Consider the following 23,689-nt stretch of genomic DNA (forward strand, 5'->3'; position numbering starts at 1 on the left):
TCCTGCGCCCCGCACCCGGCCACGCCCCGGCTCCAGCCGGTCCTGCCGCCCCGTCATCACCTCCAATCCGACCACCCGGGCAAGGTTCACCCGATCCCGCCCGGAGCCACCACCAGACCTCAACCCGATTAGGCTAGGTTCATGAGACGCGCAAAAATCGTTGCAACATTCGGCCCCGCGATCGCCAGCTACGAGAACACCCTCGCTGTGCTCGAGGCGGGCGTCGATGTCGCCCGGATGAACATGAGTCACGGCGACTACACCGTGCACAGCGACACCTACAACAACGTCCGGCGTGCGTCGGCGGAGCTGGGTAAGCCCGTCGGGATCTTCGCCGACCTCCAGGGTCCGAAGATCCGCCTCGGCCGTTTCGCCGACGGGCCTCACGCGCTCGCCCCCGGGGACGTCTTCACCATCACGGTCGAGGACATCGAGGGCACACAGGAGATCTGCTCCACCACGTTCAAGGGACTCCCGCAGGACGTCAACGTGGGGGACCTCCTGTTGATCGACGACGGCAAGGTCACCCTCCGGGCCACGGCGGTCGACGACGTGAAGGTCACCACCGAGGTGGTCGTCGGAGGAATGGTGTCCAACAACAAGGGCATCAACCTCCCCGGCGTCGCCGTGAACGTCCCCGCGCTGAGCGAGAAGGACGAGGACGACCTCCGCTGGGCCATCCGGATCGGCGTCGACATGGTGGCGCTGTCCTTCGTGCGCGACGCGAGCGACATCCGCCGCGTGCACGAGATCATGGACGAGGAGGGCCGTCGCGTCCCCGTCATCGCGAAGATCGAGAAGCCCCAGGCGGTGGATGCGCTCGAGGAGATCATCGACGCCTTCGATTCGATCATGGTGGCCCGAGGCGACCTCGGCGTCGAACTGCCGCTGCAGGACGTCCCGATCGTCCAGAAGCGCGCCGTCGAACTCGCCCGCCGCTGGGCCAAGCCCGTCATCGTGGCCACGCAGGTCCTCGAATCCATGATCGACAACCCCCGGCCCACCCGCGCCGAGGCCTCCGACTGCGCGAACGCCGTGCTGGACGGGGCCGACGCCGTCATGCTCTCGGGTGAGACCAGCGTGGGCAAGTACCCGATGGAAACCGTGAAGATCATGAACGACATCATCGAGTCCACGGAGCGCCACGGCCTCGAGCGCGTCCCGCCGCTCGGCAGCAAGCCGAAGACCCGAGGCGGCGCCATCACCCGGGCCGCCGTCGAGATCTCCGACCAGCTCGACGCGAAGTACATCTGCACCTTCACGCAGTCCGGGGACTCCGCCCGGCGGCTGTCGCGTCTGCGCCCCAAGAAGCCGGTGGTCGCCTTCACGCCGGTGCAGTCCACGCTCAACCAGATGTCCCTCATCTGGGGCATCCAGCCGAAGCTGGTCGAGTTCGTCGAGCACACCGATCAGATGACCGCGCAGGTGGATCGCGTGCTGTTCGAGCAGGGGCTCGTGGAGGTGGACGACCTCGTGGTCATCGCGGCCGGGTCACCTCCCGGACAGGCCGGCTCCACCAACTCGATCAAGGTGCACCGCGTGGGTGACATCACCGACGCCGGTCAGCTCCCGGATGATCACACGTCCTTCATCAAGGAGGACGTAGGCCCCTGGCCCCTCAAGAAGAAGTAGTCCGAGAACACGAACTCGCCGGTAACACGAAGGACCCCCGCCCATCCGGGCGGGGGTCCTTCGCGTTGTTGTCCTGGTGTTGTCCTGGTGGTCCTGCTCGGGCGGTCAGTTCACCTGGTTGATGATGGTCTCCGCGACCTCGCGCATGCTGAGGCGTCGGTCCATGGAGGTTTTCTGGATCCAGCGGAACGCCTCGGGCTCGGTGAGGCCCATCTTCGTGGTCAGCAGGCTCTTGGCGCGTTCCACCAGCTTGCGCGTGGCGAACTGCTCCTGGAGATCGGTGACCTCGGCCTCGAGCGCCTTGATCTCCTCGTGCCGCGACATCGCGATCTCGATGGCGGGGATCAGGTCCGCGGGGGTGAAGGGCTTGACGACGTACGCCATGGCTCCGGCGTCGCGTGCCCGCTCGATGAGTTCCTTCTGGCTGAACGCCGTCAGCAGGACCACCGGCGCGATCCTGGCCTTCACGATCTGCTCGGCGGCCGTGATGCCGTCCATGACGGGCATCTTGACGTCCATGAGGACGAGGTCCGGCCTGTGCTCCTGGGCGAGGGCCACGGCCTTCTCGCCGTTGTCGGCCTCCGCCACCACGTCATAGCCCTCGCCGCGCAGGATCTCGATGATGTCGAGCCGGATGAGCGTCTCGTCCTCGGCCACGATGACCCGGCGGGCGGGTCCGGCGGGCGTGGACTCGGTGGATTCAGACACTGGTGCTCCTTGATGACGACGGCGATGCGGAGGGTGAGGGCGCCGCAACGCCTGTTCCCGCTTCCAGCCTATCGGCATGTAGAGTTGTTTCGCGCACGGGCCGGGAGATGAACCCGCCTCGTCATCCGCCTCCCGCGCTGCGGGAGGACCGGCGCGCAGGCACGGCCCGAATGGCGGAATTGGCAGACGCGCTGCACTCAAAATGCAGTATCGAGAGGTGTGTGGGTTCGAGTCCCACTTCGGGCACCCGACGGATCCTCGCCCATGGCTCACGGGCTCGGCCTCACGGAAGGCCCCCTACTCCGCGTCCTGACCGGCTGGCCGTCAGTGCACTGACCACGCGTCACATTGGTCCCATGCAAAGCACGCTGCTGGTACCCCGGGTGCTTCGAGCTCACGCTGAGGCGATGGAAACCGGTCTCACGAACGGGGTGAGCGCATGAGCGCCACCCGCTGCACCTGTGTCTGGAGCGCCCGCCCCCTCGTGCGGCTGCTCATGGATCCCGTCTGCCCCGCCTATACGCTGCACGTGCTGCACGACGGCTCCGGGAAGGTACCGGACCGCGCGGCGGACGCCTGACCGGCGTCGCGCCGGCCCCGCGGGTACATTGAGCGCATGGCCAGCGAAGCGATGACCCTCGACGTCGACGGTCCGGAGGGCGTGCGCGCCGTCCGGCTCTCCAGCCCCTCCCGCGTCCTCTGGCCCGCGGCGGGCATCACCAAGCTCGATCTCGCGCGTTACGTCATCGACGTGGCGCCGGCCTTCCTCCGCGCCAACGGGGACCGCCCCGTGTCCCTGCAGCGCTTCGGGGGCGATGTCGACGGGGAGCACTTCTTCAGCAAGAACCCGCCGAAGGGTGCGCCCGACTACCTGCAGAGCGTCACCGTCACCTACCCGAGCGGCCGTTCACACCCGCAGGTGGTGCTCCACGAGCCGGCGTCCATCGTGTGGGCGGTCCAGATGAACACGGTCGTGTTCCATCCCTGGGCATCCAGGGCCGGAGCCACCGATACGCCCGACGAGCTGCGCATCGACCTCGACCCTCAGCCCGGCACCACCTTCGGCGACGTCATCGCCGCTGCCCACGCACTGCGCGCCGTGCTGCGCGAGGCCGAGCTCGAATCCTTCGTCAAGACCTCCGGCAACAGGGGGCTGCACGTCTTCGCGCCCATCGAGCCCGAGGCCGAGTTCCTCGAGGTCCGTCACGCCGTCATCGCCGCAGCCCGCGAGCTCGAGCGACGCATGCCGCAGCGCGTCACCACGGCCTGGTGGAAGGAGGAGCGGGGAGAGCGGATCTTCGTCGACTTCAACCAGGCGAACCGCGACCGCACCATGGCGGGCGCCTACAGTCCGCGCGCGCTGCCGCACGCCGCGGTGTCCTGTCCCGTGACCTGGGACGAGCTCGACGACGTCGACCCCACGCGCTTCACGGTCCTCACCGTCCCCGAACGCCTGCGCACGGTCGGCGACCCGTGGGAGCACCTGCACGCCGCGCCCGGGCGCATCGACGTGCTGCGCTCGTGGTGGGAGCGGGACGTCGGGAACGGGCTCGGGGAACTCCCCTTCCCGCCGGACTTCCCCAAGATGCCCGGGGAGCCGATGCGGGTGCAGCCGAGCAGGGCCCGTACCCGCGACTGATCGCGGCTGTCAAGGGGACAACGCGGGTACATCCGGCACGGGTACGGGAGTGGGCGCGCTGGTAGACAGAGTCAAACGCCGTCGCGCCGCCCCTGAAGGGTGGACCGAAGACCGAGCCGGTTCGCCGCCCGGCTGCTGGGAGATCCATGAAGAAGCCCCTGCTGTCCTCCGCCCTCCTGCTCGTCCTGCTGACCGGCTGCGGCGGCAATCCCGCCACGGGTCCGGAACCTGCCGGACCCACGCCGAACCCGGCCGAGACCGCGACCGAGCAGGCGGAGGCGCCGTCGGACGCCCCCTCGGTCGAGGGACTCAGGGATGCGGGAAGCGGCACGTTCGCCTTCCTCGTCGACGAGACCAAGGGCGAAGTGCTGCTGCCGGCGGAGGCGCCCGCCGATGTCGAGGCGCTCCGGACGGAGCTCGGCGAGGACGCCGTGACCTACGCGCTGGTGACCGTGCAGAATCCCGACGGTGCACTGACGCTCGATCTCGGCGCCGTGACCGTCTCCACGCCGGAGGGGCAGGACCTCGAGTTCCGCCCGGCGCCGACCGTCATCGAGGAGTGGGGAGCGGCAGCGAACAGCGGTGAGGCGAACCCGGAGGTGGTGGGTCTCGTCGAGGAGTACAGCGGAGGGGCGCTGCCCGGGGAGACGAGTGAGATCCTCATGATCGGCCTGTTCCCGGAGGTTCCCGACATCGTGCGGACCGTCATGGTGCAGCCCGCCGACGGACGCGCGGCGGTCGAGGCGACGGTGCGTCCGGAGTCCTGAGCACTCGCCCCCTCGGCGCCGACCGCGCGGAGTAGGCTTGCGTCATGCCGAGCATGGATCCCACCCGCACCGCCGTCGTCATCGAGGACGACGACGATGTCCGGGACCTGCTGCACACCGTCCTCACGGCCTCCGGATTCAGGGTCCACACGGCACCGGCGGGGCTGGCGGGCGTCGAGATGGTGCGTCGGCTCACGCCCGACGTGGTGACCCTCGACGTCGGGCTGCCCGACATCGACGGCTACGAGGTGGCCCAGCGCATCCGACGTTTCTCCGCCACGTTCATCGTGATGCTGACCGCGCGTGCCGACGCAGCGGACCAGCAGCGTGGACTGGACGCCGGAGCCGACCGGTACATGAAGAAACCGTTCCGGCCGGCCGAACTGCGCCGCCACATCCAGGAAGGCATCGCGCAGGCCTGACGGGACGATCCCTCGCCCGGAGCCCGTCCGTTCCCTGCCGCGGACCCCACCGTAGTGATCCCGCGCGCGGGCCGACGGCCATCCGTCCTGGACGCCTGCTAGTCGTCCTCGCCGCGTGAGTCGTCATCGAGGTCGGTGTCGATCCCGTTGTTGTCGTCGTAGTTCCCGGTGTCGGTGCCGGAGTTGTCGCTGTCCTGGTTACCGAGGTCGCAGCCCCCGAGGAAGAGCGCGCAGACGGCGAAGAGGGCGGCGAGGGGCTTCAGGGGGCGAGTGGCCACGGTGGGGCTCCGTTCGGTAGGTCGGAATGGCACGGCCGATGTGAGCGATGGCCGTGATCGATGAGAGGAGGGCTTTGCGGGCCGTGGAGGCTGGTTCAGCGACCGGTTCCCACGGTAGGCAGCGCCACGAAACGATCGCAACAACGCCGAGACCGACCGCTCCTCCTTGCGCACCGGAGGCGTACGTGAGGCGTACGGCGTTCGCGCCGTCAGCTCCCGTCGGGGCCTGCGACCACCCCGTACCGCTGCATCAGCCAGTCGAGGTTGTTCTGCAGTCCCGCTTTCCACGCCTCCCAGGTGTGACCGCCCGGTACCGTCTGCAGGCGCACGTCCACACCGGCCTGCTGCATCGCCGCCGCCACCTCCTCGCCCTGGGGCCGATAGAAGGCGTCGTCGGCTCCGACCGTGATGGTCCCTGCCGAACCGGGCAGTGACGTCCCCTTGATGATGTCGAGAGGATTCTGGGCGGCGAAGGCGGCGGCATCGCCGGCGAAGTAGTCGGTGACCAGGGCGTCGCGGCCGGCTTCGATGGTGGGTGCGTCCTCACCCGAGATGTCGAGGAAGGTCGGGTAGACGTCGGGATGACCGGCGGCGAGCGTGAGGGAGCAGGTACCCCCGTAGGAGAAACCGCCGATCGCCCAGTCCGTCGGGTGCGAGCCGACGCCCAGGGTCGACCTGACCCACTGGGGCACGTCGGTGGCGAGGTACGTACCCGCTCGCCCGTAGGCGCTGTCGAGGCACAGCGACGGCGTGGGACCGGTGCTGGCCGCGGCGTCGGGCAGGATCACGACGGGTGCGAGCCCCTCGTGCGCCGCCGCGTAGGCGTCCATCACCGCGGGGAGCTGACCTCCGGTGATCCAGTCCTCCGGACTTCCCGGGTCACCGTGGATCAGGACGAGTACGGGCACGTTCGCCGGCGTCGAGGCGAGATAGGCGGGCGGTAGGTACACGTAGGCCGCACCGGCGACCACCCCTGACACGGTGCCGGGGATGGTGGTCTGGTAGACCGAGCCGGACGCGGGCATGTCCGACGGCGGTGTCCAGTCCGCCTCGGTGGTCAGGGGCCCCGTGTCCTCCGGAGCATCGATCGCTCCGAGGTGAGGTACGGCGTCGCCCCCGCTGATGGCCCTGAGCGTCGGGTAGGAGCCGTAGTAGGCGTTGATCCCCAACGCCGCTGCGGTGACGATCATGATGGGCGCGAGGACGGCGACGCAACGCTGCCACCAGCGTGGACGCGTCAGCACCCGCGCCGCACCGAGGACCACACCGGTGATCGCCAGTCCGCCCACCGCGTAGAACCACGTGGGCTGCGGTGCGCCCCAGACGTTGAGGAGGTCCTCCGTCACGAACCGGGCGAGCACACCGCCGAGGGCGCCGATCAGGAGGGCGGGCAGCACCCTGCGGAGGAGCCACCGGGGCCGGCCCGCCGCGAGTCCGCCCAGCGCCACCGCGCCGACCACGGCGATGAGCGTGGGGGCCGGGCCGTCGATGAGGTCCCAGTCGAGGGGGTTCACAGGCGCTCCTTGAATGACGACGACGTCGACGGGGACGACGACGGGGTCGACGGGGACGACGACGGGGACGACGTCGGGGTCGACGTCGACGGGGACGACGTCGGAACGACCGCGGGGGAGGGCGCGTCCGCTCCGGCCCTCGCCGTCGTCGGGTGCCGCTCCCGGCGTGGGCGGGCGGTGAGCAGGCGCCAGAGGTCGGTGGCACCGGCGTCGGGCGCGTACGCCGCGGTGATGGCGCGGCCGATGGCGGGAAGCGCTGCTGCGTCCTCGAAACACAGGTACAGCGGCACGTAGCGCGGGCCGAACTTCGCCTTGAAGGCGAACAGGGACCGGAATCCGTACACGGGTTCGAGCGCACGCCCCACGAGGGCGAGGATCCGGTCGAGGGTGTCGGTGGCCTCGGCGCCGTCCGGCCCGGCGCCGCTCCGCGCGAGGGGGGCGCCGGACAGGCTCAGCCGGGTGAAGCCCTCGGCCTGGAGGTCGAGGGCGGCCTGCGCGATCAGCACCTCGATGCTGTGCTTGAACCCGGCGCCGCGGCGGCGCATGAAGTCCAGCGTCCAGCCCGTGACCCGGCCGTCCTCGTGGATGGGCAACCAGGAGGCGACGGCGTGCACGGTGCGCTCCGCGTCGATCACCACGGAACAGCGCACGTCCGGATCGATCAGTTCGTCCACGCCCCCGAGGGTGAAGCCCATCTCCGGCAGCGCCTTGTCCGCCACCCACTCCTCGGAGATGCTCCTGATCTGGTCGAGGATCACGAGGGGCACACGGGTGGTATCCACCCATTCGGTGTGCACGCCGTGCTTGCGGGCCTGGTTGAGTGCCGTCCGGATGTCCTGGAACTTCTTGCCCGTGAAGGCGAGGCCGCCGAGGTCCAGCACCGTCTCCTCGGCGACCTGGAGCCGGCGGAAGCCCGCGGGCTCCAGGAGGTCGGCGATCGGACCGGGCACGGAGTAGAAGCACGGTGTCCATCCCTGGTCGTGGCAGAAGGCGGTGAATCCGTGCACTGCCGCTGCCGCGTCGCCACGCGGGCCCACGGGACCGGCGAGGGTGAGCGCCACACCGCCGATCACGCGGTAGGGGACGTAGGAGGCCGCGCCGAACCAGTAGGTGTTGCCGGGCCACAGTCCCATCCACGTCATGGAACCGGAGCCGTCCGCCCGGGCGATCCCGCGGGCCCTGTCCCGGTCGGCGTCGCCGGGGGCGCTCCGCACCGAGCGGAAGGACCGCAGCAGCAGCGCGCCCACCACGGCCCAGAACGCGATGCCGATCCACTCGTAGAGGATGATCGCGGCGCTGCCGTCCGGTAGGAACGCGGGGTACACGTGGAGCGTCACGGCGACAGGGAGGAGCCGCTGGGGGAAGTCGGCCAGGAGGAGGGGCGCCGTCGCGACCGGACTGAACTGGCCTGCCACCGCCAGGCCCACACCGACGTACACGATCGCAGCGGCGACGAGCGCCGCAGCCACGCGCCGGGCGATCGCGCGATGGGTGCCGGGCGCCGCCTGCACCACGAACAGGCGCCGGACGACGACGAGCAGGACGATCAGCACGACCGGCTGCAGCGCCGGCACCACGAGGTCCGCGAGGACCCGCTCGAGGCGCGCGCCCTGCAGCAGGGCGGTGAGCTGGCCGTCGGCCCGGTGCTGCAGGTACGCCAGGAAGGTATGCACCGAGAGAGCGGCGAGCGCTGCCTGCACGACGACGGTCCCGATCCACGCCGAGCGCCGGCCCCTGCGCAACCCGTCCGCGAGGACGAGCAGCAGGAGGCTCGGCAGACAGGACATCACCACGCCACCGAGCCCCGCGCGCGCCTGCACCTGGGCCTCGGCGCACTCGCGGACCGCGCTGCCCGGCGCGCACGCCGCGCGCACGGCCTCCGGCGTGGCCCCCTCCACCGAGGTGAAGAGCAGCCCCAGGACCGCGAACGGCCCCGTGGCGTGCGGTGCCAGCGCGGCGAGGACGGGCCCGACGGCGGCGGCGACGCTGACGAGCGCGACGAGGACACGCGCCTCCCTGATGGACGGCGCCGCAGGGCGGGTCAGCCGCCGGCGGAGCACCAGGGGACCGGCGGCGAGACCCACGAGCGACGCGACCAGGAGGGCGATCGACACCAGTGCGCCGCTGTAGAGGACGAGGGTCAGCGGGAGGAGCACACCGAGGACGCGGAGCCTCCGCCGCCAGAGCGGGCCCATGGTCGCGCTCGCGGCCATGACCGCCGCGAGGACCCCGACGACGGGCCCGCCGAGCGTGCTCCCGGCGACATCCCCGGCCCAACGCGGGAAGAGGGGAGCGACGACGACGTTGAGGAGGGCGGCGCCGAGGAGTGCCGCGCTCTGGCCGACCACCACCACGACGGCGAACCGCCATGACCCGAGGCGGACCTCGGCGAGCACCCCGAGGGTCGCGAGGACGAGGGTCGCACCGATGTAGGAGGGGAGGTCGGTGGCCCAGCCGAGCGAAAGCAGCACCGCGAGCGGCTGGTCGAGGACGGTGTCGGGATCGAAGAGGACACGCATCGCGAGCCCGGGCGGAGGACCCGAGGGCAGCGCTCCGGTTCCGAGACCGAGGAGCCACAGCACCAGGATCGCGGCAGCGGCGACCGGCGCCCTCCGGAGGGCCGAGCGCGGGAGACGGACGGGAAGCGATGCGCCGTCGTCGTACGTGCCGTTCCTCATGGTGCTCCCGTGCGTGGCTCCGGCGTCGCACCGCCGGAGGGCGATGCGGGCGCGCCCTGTCCAGCAGGGCGCGCCCGTGTCAGTATCAGAGCGTCCGCTGGAAGCCTGCTGGAGGCACCTCGGGAGTTGGCTGGACGAGCAGGTGGGTCAGGAGCGGGCGTCCCTGATCATGTTGGTGATGCGCGCCGTGGAGAGCCGCCGGCCCTGGTCGTCCCGCATGACCACCTCGTGCGTGGTCAGTGTGCGGCCGAGGTGGATCGCGGTGGCGGTGCCGGTGACGAGCCCGGAGGCGATACTGCGGTGATGGGTGGCGCCGACCTCGATGCCCACCGCCTGCCGGCCCGCGCCGGCGTGCAGCCCGGCCGCGAACGAACCGAGCGTCTCCGCCAGGACCACGTGCGCGCCGCCGTGCAGGATGCCCGCGACCTGCTGGTTCCCCTCCACCGGCATCGTGGCCACGGCGCGCTCGGCGCTCATCTCGGTGAACACGATGCCCATCTTCACGGTCATGGCGCCCACCCCGTACCGGCCCAGCCAGGCATGGAGGTGCGGAGGTATCCCGGCGGCGACGAGTTCGGCCCGGCGCTCCTCGGTGACGTGCTCGGCGATGTCCTCCGTCGTTGGTTCGGTGACGCTCTCGGGCTGCTCGCGCGGGGGGTGGTCGTCGCCGGTTCGGGTGCGGTTGTCTTCCATGCGAACTAGGCTGGCACCTGTGACTGAATCGACCAAACCTGCCGACACCCTGACCATGGATGCTCCCGCCGACGCTGCGTCCGACACGTCGGGTGACGCGGCGTCCGACACGACCGGCGCGCCTGCGGAGTCGCGCGCGGCGTCCCGGCGGAGCGACGGTTCGCGCAACAGGCTGCTCGTCATCGACGGTCACTCCATGGCGTTCCGTGCGTTCTACGCCCTGCCGGCGGAGAACTTCGCCACGGACACCGGTCAGCACACCAACGCCGTCTACGGTTTCACCGCCATGCTGATCAACCTCATCAAGGACCAGAAGCCGAGCCACGTGGCCGTGGCGTTCGACCTCGACACCCCCACCTTCCGCTCCGAGGAGTACACGGAGTACAAGGGTGGCCGGAACAAGACGCCCGAGGAATTCCACGGGCAGGTGGATCTGATCATCAAGGTCATGGAGGCCATGCGGATCCCCACCATCTCGCTCGACGGTTACGAGGCGGACGACATCTTCGCGACGCTCGCCGCGAAGGCCGCGGCCGCGGACTGGGACGTCCAGGTGGTCAGCGGCGATCGCGACGCGTTCCAGCTCGTCAACGACCGCGTCACCGTGCTCTACCCCAAGCAGGGCGTGACCAACATCCCGCAGATGGACGCGCAGGCCATCGAGGAGAAGTACTTCGTGCCGCCCCACCAGTACTCCGACCTCGCCGCGCTGGTGGGTGAGAGCGCCGACAACCTCCCGGGCGTACCGGGTGTCGGCCCGAAGACGGCAGCGAAGTGGATCAAGCAGTACGGCGGGCTCGAGGGCATCCTCGAGAACCTCGACAAGATCGGCGGGAAGGTGGGTGACTCCCTCCGCGCCAACGTGGAGCTCGTGGTCCGGAACAGGCGCCTCAACCGCCTCCACACCGACCTGGACCTGCCGGTGGAGATCGAGGCGATGCAGCAGCAGCATCCCGATCGCTCGGCCGTGGAAGACCTCTTCGACTCGCTGCAGTTCAACACGCTGCGCAAGCGCCTGTTCGACCTCTTCGGCGAGGAGGAGTCGGAGGAGACCGGGGACGAGCAGAGTGCCCCCGCGCACGTGCTCCTCGACGACGCGGCGGCTCTCACCTCCTGGTTCGCCTCGACGAACCAGGCCCAGGCCGCCGTCGCACTCGCCACCGAGACCACGGGGGGCGTCACCGACGTGGTCGGGATCGCCGTCGTCACCGCCCTGCACGCCGCGTTCATCCCGCTGGAACCGCTCGACGCCGAGGCGGAGACGGTGCTCGGTGCCTGGCTCGCGAGCACCGACGCGCCGAAGATCGTCCACGACTTCAAGGCCGTGTTCAAGTTGCTCGCCGAGCGGGGGCTCCTGCTGGCGGGCGAGGTGGACGACACCGCGATCTCCGGCTACCTGATCCAGCCCGACCGCCGCAGCTACGACCTCGCGGACCTCGCCCAGTACCACCTGCGCCTGTCCATCACGGCGTCCGCGAACGATTCCTCCGGCCAGCAGGCCCTCGATCTCGGCGGGAACGACGTCGCGTCCCCCGCCGTGGTGGCCGCCTACGCGTCCCTGCGCCTCAGCGAGCACTTCGCGGGTCAGCTCGTGGAGAAGGGCGCCAACCAGCTGCTCACGGGTCTCGAACTACCCCTCGCGGAAGTGCTCGCGCGGATGGAGCGGACGGGGGTCGCCGTGGACGTCCCCGGGCTCGACCGCCTGTACGACGATTTCTCGAAGACCATCTCGGCAGCCGGCGCGGAGGCCTACCGGATCATCGGCAAGGAGATCAACCTCGGCTCGCCGAAGCAGCTGCAGACCGTCCTCTTCGACGAGCTGGAGCTGCCGAAGACCAAGAAGATCAAGACCGGCTACTCCACGGACGCGGACGCCCTGACCGATCTCATCACCAAGACGGGGCACCCGTTCCTCGAGCAGCTCCTGGCCTACCGTGACGCGATGAAACTGCGCCAGACCGTCGAGGGCCTCCGGAAGGCCGTGGACGACGACGGCCGCATCCACACCACGTACCTCCAGACCATCGCTGCCACCGGGCGTCTGTCCTCGACCAACCCGAACCTGCAGAACATCCCGGTGCGCTCGGACGAGGGTCGCCGCATCCGCGAGGTGTTCGTCGTCGGGCAGGGACGGAACGGCGAGCGGTACGAGAGCCTCATGACGGCCGACTACTCGCAGATCGAGATGCGCATCATGGCGCACCTGTCGGGGGACGAGGGACTGATCTCCGCGTTCCAGGAGGGTGAGGACCTCCATCGGTTCGTCGGCTCCCACATCTTCGGTGTGGCGCCGGAGGACGTCACGAACGCGATGCGCTCCAAGGTCAAGGCGATGTCGTACGGTCTCGTGTACGGTCTCAGCTCGTTCGGCCTCTCGAAGCAGCTGAACATCTCCGTGGACGAGGCGCGCACCCTGATGCGCGACTACTTCGAGCGCTTCGGTGCGGTGCGGGACTACCTGCGCGGCATCGTGGAGCAGGCCCGGAAGGACGGCTTCACCTCGACGATCGAGGGCCGCCGGCGCTACCTGCCCGATCTCTCCAGCGACAACCGGCAGCTGCGCGAGATGGCCGAGCGCGCGGCGCTCAACGCACCGATCCAGGGATCCGCGGCCGACATCATCAAGAAGGCGATGCTCGGTGTCGACGAGGCACTGACCACGCGGGGCCTCGCCTCGCGCATGCTGCTCCAGGTGCACGACGAACTGGTCCTGGAGATCGCCGAGGGGGAGGCCGAGGAGGTCGAGGCGCTGGTCCGCCACCAGATGGGCAGCGCGGCCGACCTCACGGTGCCGCTCGACGTCTCCGTCGGCACGGGGACGAGCTGGCACGACGCGGCGCACTGACCGGGCCGAGCCCGGCAGGCACTGCACACCCTGCGCGCCCTGCACGCCCTGCGCGCCCTGCGCGCCCTGCGCCCCCTGCACGTGCAGGGCGCGCGGTGTGAGCGGTGCCGGCAGTGCGGCAGTGCAGGCAGTACGGAAAGGCACTGTCCGCTGACTGGACGGCGGCGGCGCAGCGCCTAGGGTTGTGGTGTGAGCGACACCACCAACCTCCGGACCGAGATCTTCACCCCCGACGACGCCGCCCCCGGCGGGCGCTTCGCCACGTGGCTCGACGCCGAGGGGATCGGCTTCCACGATCCCACCTTCGACCCCGAGGACGTCCCGAAGTTCCTGACCGCCTACCAGGCGGACCAGCGCGTCCTCTGGGGCGTCCATGACGACTCCCAGCGTCCGGAGGCCCTCGGCGCCGGCTATCCCGTGGGAACCTACGGCACCATGGTGCATCCCCTCAACGTGGGCCGCTCACAGATCGACGCGCACCAGATCACCGCGGTGAGCGTGCGGACGAGCCACCGGCGCAAGGGCGTCCTGCGGGGCATGATGACCCGGGACCTCCACGAGGCGAAGGAGAAGGGGCTCGCCCTCGCCGTCCTCACGGCGTCCGAGGCGACCATCTACGGCCGCTTCGGTTTCGGCTGCGCCACGTTCACCCAGAGCGTCGAGGTGGACGTCCGGGAGCGCTTCGAGGTCACGGCGCCCGCGACGGGCACCACGACCCTCGTGAGCCGGGATCACGCCGTCGCCCTCGTGGAACGCGTCTTCACCGCCTTCCACGCCGCGACCTTCGGGTCCGTGGGCCGTCAATACGCCTACGCCCGCCGCGCGTCCGGCGAGTGGGGCCGCGAGCGTCCTGTCGAGGACCGCGCCGTCCGGACCGCCGTCCACTTCGACGCGTCGGGGGAACCGACGGGATACGTCGCGTACAGGTTCGCCGGCTGGGACACCACGCCGTACACCATGAAGGTCGTGGACCTGGTCGCCGCGACACCGTCCGCCTACCTCGAACTCTGGCGCTACCTCGGCTCCCTGGACCTCGTGCAGGTGGTCACCTGGGACGAGGCACGCCGGGACGACGCCCTGCCCTGGGCGCTACGCGACCGCCGGTGCTACCGCGTGAAAGGCACGGAGGACGTGCTCTGGGTCCGCCTGCTGGACGTCGCCGCCGCGCTCACCGCCCGGTCCTACGGCGCGGACGGCAGCGTGGTGCTGCGCGTGCTCGACGACCTCGGACTGGTGGACGGCACCTACGCGCTGGAGGTCGCGGACGGCAGCCCGACGGTCACCCGGGCGGAGGCCGGGCACGAACCGGACGCCACCGTCACGGTCAACACCCTCGGGTCGCTGTACCTCGGCGGCGTGAAGGCCTCGGCGCTCTCGGCCGCGGGCGGCATGACGGACCACACGGGGACAGCCGTCGGGCAGCTCGATGCCCTGTTCGGCCTCGCTCGGGACCCGTACTGCATCACGCACTTCTGACGTCACGCTGCTTTGACCCCCGCTGGCGCCCGAGGCTAGACTGACGGGGCGCGTAGTGCGCTTTGGCGGGCCCCCTCCCAGTGCGGTGGCTCCCGGCGGGTACTACTCTCCCTGAGTCTTCCGAGGCTCTGTCCAATTCGTCCACCTCCGGACAACGGAACCCGCAGCCGGCCTCGCCGGGCCCGCGGGTTGCGCCACGTCCGGGGCAATTCATCATCCACAACGGAGTCCCACCTACATGACCATCACCACCACCGAGAAGCAGGGTGCCCCGCAGGTCGCTATCAACGACATCGGCACCGCTGAGGACTTTCTCGCAGCGATCGACGCGACCATCAAGTACTTCAACGACGGAGATCTCGTCGAAGGAATCGTCGTCAAGGTCGACCGCGATGAGGTTCTCCTCGACATCGGTTACAAGACCGAGGGTGTCATTCCTTCCCGCGAGCTCTCCATCAAGCACGACGTCGATCCCGGGGACGTCGTCTCCGTGGGTGACGAGGTCGAGGCCCTGGTGCTCACCAAGGAGGACAAGGAAGGCCGTCTGATCCTCTCCAAGAAGCGCGCTCAGTACGAGCGCGCCTGGGGCGACATCGAGAGGGTCAAGGAAGAGGACGGCGTCGTCACCGGCACCGTCATCGAGGTCGTCAAGGGTGGCCTCATCCTCGACATCGGGCTGCGCGGCTTCCTCCCTGCGTCGCTCGTCGAGATGCGCCGCGTGCGCGACCTCGCTCCGTACATCGGTCAGCAGATCGAAGCGAAGATCATCGAGCTCGACAAGAACCGCAACAACGTCGTGTTGTCGCGTCGTGCGTGGCTCGAGCAGACGCAGTCCGAGGTCCGCTCCACGTTCCTCAACAAGCTCGAGAAGGGCCAGGTCCGTCCGGGCGTCGTCTCCTCGATCGTCAACTTCGGTGCATTCGTGGACCTGGGCGGCGTCGACGGTCTCGTGCACGTCTCCGAGCTCTCCTGGAAGCACATCGACCACCCGTCCGAGGTCGTCGAGGTCGGTCAGGAAGTCACGGTCGAGGTGCTCGAGGTCGATCTCGATCGCGAGCGCGTCTCCCTGTCGCTGAAGGCCACCCAGGAGGATCCCTGGCAGACCTTCGCCCGCACGCACGCCCTCGGGCAGGTCGTGCCGGGTAAGGTCACGAAGCTCGTTCCCTTCGGCGCGTTCGTCCGCGTCGAGGACGGCATCGAGGGCCTCGTGCACATCTCGGAGCTCGCGGTCCGCCACGTCGAGCTGGCCGAGCAGGTCGTCTCCGTGGGTGACGAGCTCTTCGTCAAGGTCATCGACATCGACCTGGAGCGCCGCCGCATCTCGCTCAGCCTCAAGCAGGCCAACGAGGGCGTCGACGCCGACAGCACCGAGTTCGATCCCGCCCTCTACGGCATGGCCGCCGAGTACGACGAGGAGGGGAACTACAAGTACCCCGAGGGCTTCGACCCCGAGTCGAACGAATGGCTCGAGGGCTACGAGACGCAGCGCGCGGCCTGGGAAGCCCAGTACGCCGAGGCGCAGTCCCGCTGGGAGGCCCACAAGAAGCAGGTCGTCCAGCACGCGTCCGACGACCTCGCTGCGGCGAGCGAGCCGGCCGAGTCCAACGCGACCAGCTACTCCTCCGAGCCCGTTGCCACGGACTCCGGATCAGGAGCGGGTTCGGGGACGCTCGCGTCCGACGAGGCTCTCGCGGCTCTCCGCGAGAAGCTGACCGGAGCGTAGTCGGCTCCAGCAGATCCACGCACCACCAGGAAGGGCCCTCGCCGACGGCGGGGGCCCTTCCTGCATCCGGGGTACGAGTCCCCTTGCACCCCGCTCGTCGTCGTCATTGCGCGCACCCGCTAGTGGGCGCGTCGTCACCGCCGGGTGGAGACCGTCACGGTGAAGCGGGGGGACCGGTCGAGCTGCACGGTCGGACCCACCAGCCGCTCCAGCGCCGGCCGGTACGCGAGGTGGCTGTTCCAGACCGCCACCAGACGTCCGCCGGGGCGGAGCACACGCGCGCTCTCACGGAACAGCTTGTGCGCTATCCCGGTGTGCACCGTGCCCCCGATGTGGAACGGCGGGTTGAGGACGATCGTCCCGGTCGAACCTGTCGCCGCTGCCGAGAGGGCGTCGTCACGAGTGACGATGACGCGCGAGGACACCCGGTTGGCGATCGCCGTCGCCTCGGTCGACGCGGCCGCGGACGCCGACTGGTCGGTGGCGTGCACCGTGATGCCGGGATACATCAGGGCGAGGGCGGCGGCAATGGCGCCGTTACCGCACCCGAGGTCCACCACGTCCGTCGGTGCCCCGTCGGGATCCTCGATCCGGAGGTCCCGCAGATGGGGGAGCAGCAGCTGTGTCCCGGGATCGAGGGCCGCGCCGCCGAAGGTGGCACCGTAGGCCCGTACCTCGAGCGGACGGGGGAGCCCGATGTCGTGCCGTCCGGTCCGCGGCCAGGTCGGGTGGTCCGTCGACGCGCTCGTGATCGCTCCCGTGGCCATGAGCACCCGCGACTTCTGCCGCGCGAGGCCGGCGCGGACGTCGCCGAAGTATCGGCCGAGGACCGCGTTCATCGACAGGCTCATGTGCTTGATCCTCCCGACGGCCAGCACCCGGACGTCGGCCGGTGCGTGCGCGGCGATGATGCCTGCGATCTCGTCGAGTTCGTCCAGTGATCGGGGTAGGCGCAGGAGCACGATGTCCGCACCGTGCAGCAGCGATGCGTCGAGTGGTCGCTGCTCGTACGAGCCCGTGAGGCCGAGCAGCTCGGCGTTGCGTGCGAGCGCCCTCTCGTGGACGAGACCGTCCTGGAACACCCGGACCCGCCCGCCACCCGGCGCCGACGGACGAGGGGCGTCGGGGAGGCCGGAGGCGTCGGCGGCGGCGAGAGCCTGGACGACGCCGAGCGTGAGGGCGCCGTAGGCGTCGTCCACGATCGCGACGGTCGGCGGTCGTCCCATCAGGAGCGGCAGCACGGTGTCGAGGAGGAGCCGGTCCGCCGCGTCCACCGCGACCAGCTCCGGCGCCTCGACATCGGGATGTCGTCGGAGGGTGTCGAGCTGGAACGGCATCACCGGACCATCGTAGGCGGGCAAGGGGTGCTCGTGGGCCGCACCGACAGCCGTCCGCGGAGGAGGACCGGTGGCGCCGTCGTCGGATCCCGTGCCACCCCGACCTCCCGTGCGCACGTCGGGACTCGGGGTGGTGACGCCCCGCCGCCCTGCCCAGGGTCGGAAGGGTAGGCGCCCGATGCCGCGAGCAGCAGCAACGGGCGATCGCGACGAGAACAGGACATCCCGCGACCGCTTCATCGGAGCACGACGCCCTTCCGATCCCCGAGTAGGACCACATCCCGCTCGGGACCCTGCCCACCCGCATCACGGGTCTCGACGAGGAGGGCCTGACGGCATTGCTCGAGTACGAGGAGGGGCACGGCAACCGTCTGCCGGTGAAGCTGGTACTGCAGCAGCGGCTGGACGCCGTGAGGACCGGCGCCGAGCTGTCGGGCGACGCCGCGTCGTCCCTCCCGGAGGTCGAAGGATCCGCCGGCGGATCCCCGGTGACGCCGGCGACGTCGGGCCCGCCGATCAATCCGCCGTCGCAGGGCGATCCCACGAACCCGGCCCAGCCCCGCTGACCGGAGGCTCACCCGACGCCGTTCCGACAGCGCTCAGTCTGGGTTCAGTGAGTGTTCCGACGACGCTCCGGGGTACCCGGGGCGTCGTCGTCGGGACTGTCAGTCCTCGGAACGGTGATGAGGCAATAATCGGTCACGAGGCCGGAGCCTCCTCCGTCAGGAGGTGGTTGCGTTCCACGAGTTCGACGGAGAGGGTCTTGTACCCCACGGTGTCGAAGAGCACCGTGACGACGCCGTCCTCGTACCCCATGACCGTGCCGCGGCCCCAGTCGGTGTGCCGAACGGTTGCGTCTACGGCGTACGGGAGGGTGGCGTCGGCAGGCGGGGTCTCGGCGGTGCCGGTCTCGTCCTGCCGCCGCCCACAGGTGTCGCAGTTGCCGCAGGCTCCCGGCAGTTCCTCCCCGAAGTACGCCAGGAGGAACTGCCGGCGGCACCCGCTCGTCTCGGCGTAGCGTCTTGCCATCTCCACGCGCGACTGGTCGATCCGCTCCCGGATCCCGGCCTGCTCGACGGCCCGGTCGACGGCCTCGTCCGCCGACATTCTCCGCGCCCGGTAACCCTTCTTCCCGTCCGTGATCGCGTCAGCGGCGAGCAGGAGGTTCAGGAGACCCGTGAGCCGTCGCGCCGACAATCCGGAGAGCTCCCGCAGAGCCTTCGCAGTGACGGGCCGCTCCTCGGACGAGAGCAGGACGAACAGCTGCCGGACATCCTTCTTCTTGACCGATTTCGCAGCGAAGAAGCGCCTCAGGGACAGGTCCTCGGGGCGATAGTGGAGAATCGCCCGGGCGGGCTCGCCGTCGCGGCCGGCCCTGCCGATCTCCTGGTAGTAACTGTCCAGCGAGTCGGCAATGTCCGCGTGCACCACGAAGCGCACGTCCGGCTTGTCGATACCCATGCCGAACGCGGTCGTCGCGACGACCACGTCGATCGACCCACCCAGGAAGCCTTCGTGGACGGCGTCGCGATCCTTCGAGCGCCGTCCTGCGTGGTAGCAGTCCGCGGTGACTCCACGGCCGACCAGCTCTGCTGTGAGCGCCTCGGCGGACTTCTTCGTGGCCACGTACACGAGGCCCGGTCCCTCGAGGGCGAGTACCTGATCGCGGACCGCGGCCTGCTTGTCCGCGGCCTCCACGTGCTGCACCACCTCGAGGGCGAGGTTGGGGCGGTCGAAGCCCTCGACGATCACGGTGGGATCCGTGAGCTGGAGGCGCTCCACGATCTCGGTCTGCACGGGATGGGAGGCCGTCGCCGTGAGCGCGATGACGGGCGCGGAGAGATCGCGGACCAGGTGTCCGAGCTGGAGGTAGTCCGGGCGGAAATCGTGCCCCCAGGAGGAGACGCAGTGGGCCTCGTCGACGACCACGAGGGAGACGTCGATCGAGCGCAGCCGGGCTGCGACGTCGTCCCGTGCCACCTGCTCGGGAGCGAGGAAGAGGAACTTGGCCTGGGTGTCGCCGTCGGGGGCCTCGGCCGCCCTCCACGCGGCGTCGATCTCGCTCTTCCTCATCGAGGAGTTGACCACGAAGGCTCGCTGCCCGCCGGCGTGTTCGTTGATCGCGTCGGCCTGATCGTGCTGGAGCGCGATCAGCGGTGAGATGACGACGGCGACGCCGGGCAGGGCCGTGGCGGGCACCTGGTAGATGGCGGATTTGCCCGAGCCGGTGGGCATCACGCAGAGGACGCTCCTGCCGGCCAGCACGGCCGCCATGGCGGCGCTCTGTCCCGGGCGCAGATCCTCCCAGCCGAACGTCGTCAGGGCGGTCTGTTCCAGGTCCTGCAGCGTGATGGTCACGGTCCTCCTCGTGCGGCGATAGAAACTAAGTAGCCTTAGCGTATTGAGGGGCGGTGACACTTCCGGCGGACATCTGCGCCGATCCGTCGCCTTGACAGGGTGGTGGCGGGAGCCGCGGACCGGCACGGCTCGCTAGGGTGGGGCCATGCTGCAGATCGGATTGACGGGCGGGATCGCCGCGGGGAAATCGGTGGTGGCGCGGCGGTTCGAGGAGCGCGGCGCGGTGCTCGTCGACGCCGACGTCCTCGCGCGCACCGCGGTGGAGCCGGGCTCCGACGGCTTGCGGGAGGTCGCCGAGGCCTTCGGGCCGGATGTCCTCACGCCGGAAGGCGCACTCGACCGCCCCGCCCTCGGTGCGAGAATCTTCGGTGACGCCTCGGCGCGCGGGCGGCTGAACGCGATCATCCACCCCCGCGTGCGGACGGCAGCCGCCGAGATCGTCGCCGCCGCACCGGAGGGTGCCGTCATCGTCGAGGACATCCCGCTGCTCGTGGAGACAGGTCAGGCGCCGCGTTTCCACCTCGTCGTCGTGGTCGACGCCCCGGACGCCCTGCGCGTCCGGCGCATGATGGAGACGCGCGGCTCCAGGCGGCAGGACGCCGAGCAACGGATGGCCGCGCAGGCTTCGCGGAAGGACAGGCTGCGGGACGCCGACGCCGTCCTCACCAACGACGGCGCTCTGGCGACACTCCTCGCGGCGGCCGATGCCCTGTGGGACGAGCGCATCGTTCCGTTCTCCGCGAACGTCGCCGCCGGGCGTCCTGCCGCCCCGAGCGCGGTCAGGGCCGGCGGCCCGTCGATGGCGCTGCTCGGCACCCAGGACCTGGGACGGCGCGTACGGGCGAAGCTCGCCGCGGTCCTCGAGGGTGAACCGAGCGCGAAGATCGTCGACGAGGAACCGCACGAACCCGCTCCCGAGGGCGGAAGCGGTCCCGGCGGCCCGCCTGGCGGGGACGCGATCCGCGCCTCGCTGACGGTGCAGGTGGACACGGCCGACGCCGTCGACCGCGTCTCGACGACGCTGGGGCCTGCCGGTTTCCCGCTCGCCCGGGGCGGCGCCGAGCCCGTCCACGTCGGCGCTGATCCGGCGACGTCGGTGACCGTGCACGTCCGGCGACGCAGCACCTCGTCCTGAGGCCGGACACCGGCCGGTGGTGATCCGCGTCGCGCCAGTGGACGGGGTGGATCCGAGCGGGCCGTTCCGGGCCGTCGTACGCCGGGCTACGTCCTCGCGCGACAGGCCTCGGTGGCTTTCAGCCGCCAGCAATAAGCAGGAGAAGTGTCATGGGCAGGGACTACCGTTGAAGCATGAGTCTTGCGCAGGATATCAAGCGTGTCGTGGCCCCCTTCGAGGTCATCAGCGAGTACACGCCGGCGGGTGATCAGCCGACCGCCATCAAGGAATTGGCCGAGCGCATCAACGCGGGGGAGAAGGACGTCGTCCTTCTCGGCGCCACCGGAACGGGAAAGAGCGCCACCACGGCCTGGCTCATCGAGCAGGTGCAGCGGCCCACCCTGGTGATGGTGCAGAACAAGACCCTCGCGGCGCAGCTCGCCAACGAGTTCCGTGAACTCCTGCCCAACAACGCGGTCGAGTACTTCGTCTCCTACTACGACTACTACCAGCCCGAGGCGTACGTCCCGCAGACGGACACCTTCATCGAGAAGGACTCGTCCATCAACGAGGAGGTGGAGCGGCTCCGGCACTCCGCCACCAACGCCCTCCTGACCCGTCGCGACGTGATCGTCGTGGCCACGGTCTCCTGCATCTACGGCCTCGGCACGCCCGAGGAGTACATCAACAAGATGGTCACCCTGCGACGCGGGGACCAGATGAACCGCGACGATCTGCTGCGGCAGTTCGTCAGCATGCAGTACACGCGCAACGACATGGACTTCCACCGCGGCACCTTCCGGGTGCGCGGGGACACGGTGGAGATCATCCCCATGTACGAGGAGCACGCGCTGCGCATCGAGTTCTTCGGGGACGAGGTCGAGAACATCTACACACTCGATCCGCTCACCGGGAACGTGATCCGCGAGGAGGAGGAGATGTACGTCTTCCCGGCCTCGCACTACGTCGCCGGCGTGGACCGCATGACGCGCGCCATCAAGGACATCGAGGACGAGCTGCAGCAGCGCCTCGCGGAGCTGGAGTCGCAGAACAAGCTCGTCGAGGCCCAGCGTCTGCGGATGCGCGTCACCTACGACCTCGAGATGATGCAGCAGATGGGCTTCTGCAACGGTATCGAGAACTACTCGAGGCACATCGACGGACGCGGACCGGCCTCGGCCCCCCATTGCCTCATCGACTACTTCCCCGACGACTTCCTGCTCGTCGTCGACGAGTCGCACGTGACCATCCCGCAGATCGGCGCCATGTACGAGGGCGACTCCTCGCGCAAGCGGACGCTCGTCGATCACGGATTCCGGTTGCCCTCCGCCATGGACAACAGGCCGCTGAAGTGGGACGAGTTCCTCGATCGCATCGGGCAGACGGTGTACCTCTCGGCCACCCCGGGCAAGTACGAGCTCGGCAAGGCGGACGGCTTCGTCCAGCAGATCATCCGGCCGACGGGTCTCGTCGACCCGGAGATCGTGGTCAAGCCGACCAAGGGGCAGATCGATGATCTCCTCAGCGAGATCCGCAAGCGGACGGAGGTCAACGAGCGCGTGCTCGTCACGACGCTCACCAAACGCATGGCGGAGGATCTCACGGGATACCTTCTCGAGCACGGCGTGAAGGTGGAGTACCTGCACTCGGACGTCGACACGCTGCGGCGCGTGGAACTGCTCCGCGAGCTCCGCATGGGCACCTTCGACGTCCTGGTCGGCATCAACCTCCTGCGTGAGGGCCTCGACCTGCCGGAGGTCTCGCTCGTCAGCATCCTCGACGCCGACAAGGAAGGCTTCCTCAGGAGCACCACCTCGCTCATCCAGACCATCGGCCGTGCCGCACGTAACGTCTCGGGCGAGGTGCACATGTACGCGGATCGCATCACGGACTCCATGGAGCGGGCGATCGACGAGACCAACCGTCGCCGCGCCATCCAGGTGGCGCACAACCTCGAGCACAGGATCGATCCCACACCGCTGCGCAAGCGGATCGCGGACATCACCGACACGATCAACCGTGAGGACGCCGACACCAAGGCCCTCCTCGCGGAGGCGGGCAAGGGCCGGAAACCAGCGAAGGGTGCGGGTCGCCATGACGGTCTCGCCGCGCTCCCGGCGGAGGACCTCGCCGATCTCATCCAGCAGCTGACCGACCAGATGCACTCGGCCGCCGGTGAACTGCAGTTCGAGCTCGCAGGAAGGCTGCGCGACGAGATCGGCGACCTGAAGAAGGAACTGCGGCAGATGCAGTCGGCCGGGCACGTCTGAACTGCGGCTTCCGCGGCTGTCTCGCTCCCATCGCGCACACCAGCGACGCGGTCAAGTAATGGGCCCGGGCTCGGTTGTTCCTGAGGGTGATTGCCGTCCCTGCGTGGCCCACGGGTAGGATTGGCGCGACGTAGGGGAGTATCCCAAGCGCTATGGACGTCAGCACGCAGGGCACGGCTGCCCTGCCGGGCATAGCGGTCGGTCGGCTTAGATGCCGCGGCGGAGAGACCTACGG

At 69.7% G+C, this 23,689-nt stretch carries 18 protein-coding genes and 1 tRNA gene; 12 read left to right on the forward strand and 7 right to left on the reverse strand.

Annotated features, from left to right (window positions below; genetic code table 11):
- The first annotated feature begins 141 nt into the window (after positions 1-141).
- Positions 142-1,632 (forward strand): pyruvate kinase, encoded by a 1,491-nt coding sequence (pyk, locus tag AC4D16_RS01145; protein ID WP_490949263.1) that lies wholly within the window; start codon positions 142-144, stop codon positions 1,630-1,632.
- A 105-nt stretch (positions 1,633-1,737) separates the two neighbouring features.
- Here the strand turns inward: pyk and AC4D16_RS01150 are convergent, their stop codons facing one another.
- Positions 1,738-2,340: an ANTAR domain-containing response regulator gene (locus tag AC4D16_RS01150; RefSeq protein ID WP_490953657.1), complete on the reverse strand. Its 603-nt coding sequence runs from the start codon at positions 2,338-2,340 to the stop codon at positions 1,738-1,740.
- Positions 2,341-2,504: 164 nt separating this feature from the next.
- Here AC4D16_RS01150 and AC4D16_RS01155 point away from each other — a divergent pair.
- The 5 genes from AC4D16_RS01155 to AC4D16_RS01175 all read left to right on the forward strand — a co-directional run bounded on the left by AC4D16_RS01155 (position 2,505) and on the right by AC4D16_RS01175 (position 5,168).
- Positions 2,505-2,586: transfer RNA gene (locus AC4D16_RS01155), tRNA-Leu, on the forward strand.
- Between the two features lie 193 nt (positions 2,587-2,779).
- Positions 2,780-2,920, forward strand: a complete 141-nt coding sequence (locus AC4D16_RS01160) for a hypothetical protein (RefSeq protein WP_490949261.1) — start codon at positions 2,780-2,782, stop codon at positions 2,918-2,920.
- A gap of 36 nt (positions 2,921-2,956) precedes the next feature.
- Entirely contained in the window at positions 2,957-3,979 is a 1,023-nt protein-coding gene (gene ligD, locus AC4D16_RS01165) for a non-homologous end-joining DNA ligase (RefSeq protein WP_490953658.1), read from the forward strand.
- Between the two features lie 146 nt (positions 3,980-4,125).
- On the forward strand, positions 4,126-4,746 hold the full coding sequence (locus tag AC4D16_RS01170; RefSeq protein ID WP_490953659.1) for a hypothetical protein: 621 nt from the start codon (positions 4,126-4,128) through the stop codon (positions 4,744-4,746).
- Between the two features lie 44 nt (positions 4,747-4,790).
- Complete coding sequence (locus AC4D16_RS01175; RefSeq protein ID WP_490949258.1) at positions 4,791-5,168, forward strand: response regulator transcription factor; 378 nt, start codon at positions 4,791-4,793, stop codon at positions 5,166-5,168.
- A gap of 98 nt (positions 5,169-5,266) precedes the next feature.
- Here AC4D16_RS01175 and AC4D16_RS01180 read toward each other — a convergent pair whose 3' ends face one another.
- The 4 genes from AC4D16_RS01180 to AC4D16_RS01195 form a co-directional block, all read right to left on the reverse strand.
- Complete coding sequence (locus AC4D16_RS01180) at positions 5,267-5,446, reverse strand: hypothetical protein (protein WP_490949257.1); 180 nt, start codon at positions 5,444-5,446, stop codon at positions 5,267-5,269.
- Between the two features lie 209 nt (positions 5,447-5,655).
- Complete coding sequence (locus AC4D16_RS01185; protein ID WP_490949256.1) at positions 5,656-6,960, reverse strand: alpha/beta hydrolase; 1,305 nt, start codon at positions 6,958-6,960, stop codon at positions 5,656-5,658.
- Positions 6,957-9,638, reverse strand: a complete 2,682-nt coding sequence (locus tag AC4D16_RS01190) for a bifunctional lysylphosphatidylglycerol flippase/synthetase MprF (protein WP_490953660.1) — start codon at positions 9,636-9,638, stop codon at positions 6,957-6,959. The genes AC4D16_RS01185 and AC4D16_RS01190 overlap by 4 nt, the downstream gene beginning before the upstream one ends.
- Before the next feature lie 147 nt (positions 9,639-9,785).
- Positions 9,786-10,331, reverse strand: coding sequence for a hotdog fold thioesterase (locus AC4D16_RS01195; protein WP_490953661.1), 546 nt, complete (start codon positions 10,329-10,331; stop codon positions 9,786-9,788).
- Between the two features lie 196 nt (positions 10,332-10,527).
- Between AC4D16_RS01195 and polA the strand changes: the two genes are divergently transcribed.
- The 3 genes from polA to rpsA all read left to right on the forward strand — a co-directional run bounded on the left by polA (position 10,528) and on the right by rpsA (position 16,375).
- Positions 10,528-13,176: a DNA polymerase I gene (gene polA / locus AC4D16_RS01200; RefSeq protein WP_490954644.1), complete on the forward strand. Its 2,649-nt coding sequence runs from the start codon at positions 10,528-10,530 to the stop codon at positions 13,174-13,176.
- Between the two features lie 189 nt (positions 13,177-13,365).
- On the forward strand, positions 13,366-14,652 hold the full coding sequence (locus AC4D16_RS01205) for a GNAT family N-acetyltransferase (protein WP_490949253.1): 1,287 nt from the start codon (positions 13,366-13,368) through the stop codon (positions 14,650-14,652).
- A 238-nt stretch (positions 14,653-14,890) separates the two neighbouring features.
- Entirely contained in the window at positions 14,891-16,375 is a 1,485-nt protein-coding gene (gene rpsA, locus AC4D16_RS01210; protein ID WP_490953662.1) for a 30S ribosomal protein S1, read from the forward strand.
- Positions 16,376-16,509: 134 nt separating this feature from the next.
- On the opposite strand, the gene AC4D16_RS01215 is transcribed toward rpsA, so the two are convergent.
- Positions 16,510-17,712 carry a class I SAM-dependent methyltransferase gene (locus tag AC4D16_RS01215; protein ID WP_490954645.1) on the reverse strand — a complete coding sequence of 401 codons (1,203 nt, stop codon included), beginning with the start codon at positions 17,710-17,712 and terminating at the stop codon, positions 16,510-16,512.
- Positions 17,713-18,005: 293 nt separating this feature from the next.
- Here AC4D16_RS01215 and AC4D16_RS01220 point away from each other — a divergent pair, with 293 nt between their 5' ends.
- Complete coding sequence (locus AC4D16_RS01220; RefSeq protein WP_490954646.1) at positions 18,006-18,278, forward strand: DUF8129 domain-containing protein; 273 nt, start codon at positions 18,006-18,008, stop codon at positions 18,276-18,278.
- A gap of 133 nt (positions 18,279-18,411) precedes the next feature.
- Here AC4D16_RS01220 and AC4D16_RS01225 read toward each other — a convergent pair whose 3' ends face one another.
- On the reverse strand, positions 18,412-20,070 hold the full coding sequence (locus AC4D16_RS01225; protein WP_490953663.1) for a RecQ family ATP-dependent DNA helicase: 1,659 nt from the start codon (positions 20,068-20,070) through the stop codon (positions 18,412-18,414).
- Between the two features lie 145 nt (positions 20,071-20,215).
- Between AC4D16_RS01225 and coaE the strand changes: the two genes are divergently transcribed.
- Positions 20,216-21,205 (forward strand): dephospho-CoA kinase, encoded by a 990-nt coding sequence (gene coaE / locus AC4D16_RS01230; RefSeq protein WP_490953664.1) that lies wholly within the window; start codon positions 20,216-20,218, stop codon positions 21,203-21,205.
- Between the two features lie 173 nt (positions 21,206-21,378).
- Positions 21,379-23,454, forward strand: a complete 2,076-nt coding sequence (uvrB, locus tag AC4D16_RS01235; protein WP_490953665.1) for an excinuclease ABC subunit UvrB — start codon at positions 21,379-21,381, stop codon at positions 23,452-23,454.
- The last annotated feature ends 235 nt before the right edge of the window (positions 23,455-23,689 follow it).

This window comes from Arthrobacter sp. TJ-236, assembly GCF_058269235.1.

Excerpts from the sequence above, each read along its gene's own strand:
- pyk (WP_490949263.1), top strand. The coding sequence starts at position 142 with ATGAGACGCGCAAAAATCGTTGCAACATTCGGCCCCGCGATCGCCAGC.
- AC4D16_RS01160 (WP_490949261.1), top strand. The coding sequence starts at position 2,780 with ATGAGCGCCACCCGCTGCACCTGTGTCTGGAGCGCCCGCCCCCTCGTG.
- ligD (WP_490953658.1), top strand. The coding sequence starts at position 2,957 with ATGGCCAGCGAAGCGATGACCCTCGACGTCGACGGTCCGGAGGGCGTG.
- AC4D16_RS01170 (WP_490953659.1), top strand. The coding sequence starts at position 4,126 with ATGAAGAAGCCCCTGCTGTCCTCCGCCCTCCTGCTCGTCCTGCTGACC.
- AC4D16_RS01175 (WP_490949258.1), top strand. The coding sequence starts at position 4,791 with ATGCCGAGCATGGATCCCACCCGCACCGCCGTCGTCATCGAGGACGAC.
- AC4D16_RS01190 (WP_490953660.1), bottom strand. The coding sequence starts at position 9,638 with ATGAGGAACGGCACGTACGACGACGGCGCATCGCTTCCCGTCCGTCTC.
- AC4D16_RS01195 (WP_490953661.1), bottom strand. The coding sequence starts at position 10,331 with ATGGAAGACAACCGCACCCGAACCGGCGACGACCACCCCCCGCGCGAG.
- polA (WP_490954644.1), top strand. The coding sequence starts at position 10,528 with ATGGCGTTCCGTGCGTTCTACGCCCTGCCGGCGGAGAACTTCGCCACG.
- rpsA (WP_490953662.1), top strand. The coding sequence starts at position 14,891 with ATGACCATCACCACCACCGAGAAGCAGGGTGCCCCGCAGGTCGCTATC.
- AC4D16_RS01215 (WP_490954645.1), bottom strand. The coding sequence starts at position 17,712 with ATGCCGTTCCAGCTCGACACCCTCCGACGACATCCCGATGTCGAGGCG.
- coaE (WP_490953664.1), top strand. The coding sequence starts at position 20,216 with ATGCTGCAGATCGGATTGACGGGCGGGATCGCCGCGGGGAAATCGGTG.
- uvrB (WP_490953665.1), top strand. The coding sequence starts at position 21,379 with ATGAGTCTTGCGCAGGATATCAAGCGTGTCGTGGCCCCCTTCGAGGTC.